The sequence below is a fragment of the Pseudomonas sp. N040 genome, assembly GCF_015637705.1.
GTDB lineage: Bacteria > Pseudomonadota > Gammaproteobacteria > Pseudomonadales > Pseudomonadaceae > Aquipseudomonas.
This window is the reverse complement of record NZ_JADOBE010000020.1, coordinates 1-554: the sequence shown is the minus strand read 5'-3', so window position 1 is coordinate 554 and position 554 is coordinate 1. Positions and strand designations below refer to the sequence as shown.

At 65.7% G+C, this 554-nt stretch carries 1 protein-coding gene; it reads right to left on the bottom strand.

Annotation, left to right across the window (positions count from 1 at the left end; genetic code table 11):
- Positions 1-554, bottom strand: a 554-nt coding sequence (locus tag ISX93_RS17365; protein ID WP_229732273.1) for a DUF5801 repeats-in-toxin domain-containing protein, incomplete at both ends; no start/stop codon positions are given.

Here is a 554-nt window from a genome sequence, read left to right as displayed (position 1 = left end):
TCGTCCTCGAAGTTCAGCGCCTGGCCGATGTCGAGGTAATCCGACCCGGTGTCCTGATCACCGTCCTTGTCGGTGATGGTGTCGGTGCGGGTCAGCCGGATCAGGTCGGCGGCACTGAGGGTCAGGGAGTCATCCGGGTCAGTGCCGTCGGGGTGCTTGAGGGCGCGCAGCTGGTCGAGGCTGACGGTGCCACTGCCATCCACGCTGACGGTGAACACCAGATCATCCGAGGTTTCGGTGCGGCCTTCGACCACGCCGCTGCCGTTGACAGTGAGCAACACCTTCTCGTCGGTGGCCACATCCACCAGCCCGGAGTCGACCCCCGCGCTCTTCACGCTGAGGGCGTAGTCGGTGTCCAACGTGCCGGCGTCGTCGGCGCCATAGTCGGGCGTGTTGCTGAAGTTGTCGGCATAGTTGGCGCTGTCGTCGGCGGTCAGGTCGGTTTCGTCCACCGTCAGCTCGTCGGCTGGCGTGTCCGCACTGACCGTGACGCTCGGCCCGTCGTCCTCGAAGTTCAGCGCCTGGCCGATGTCGAGGTAATCCGACCCGGTGTC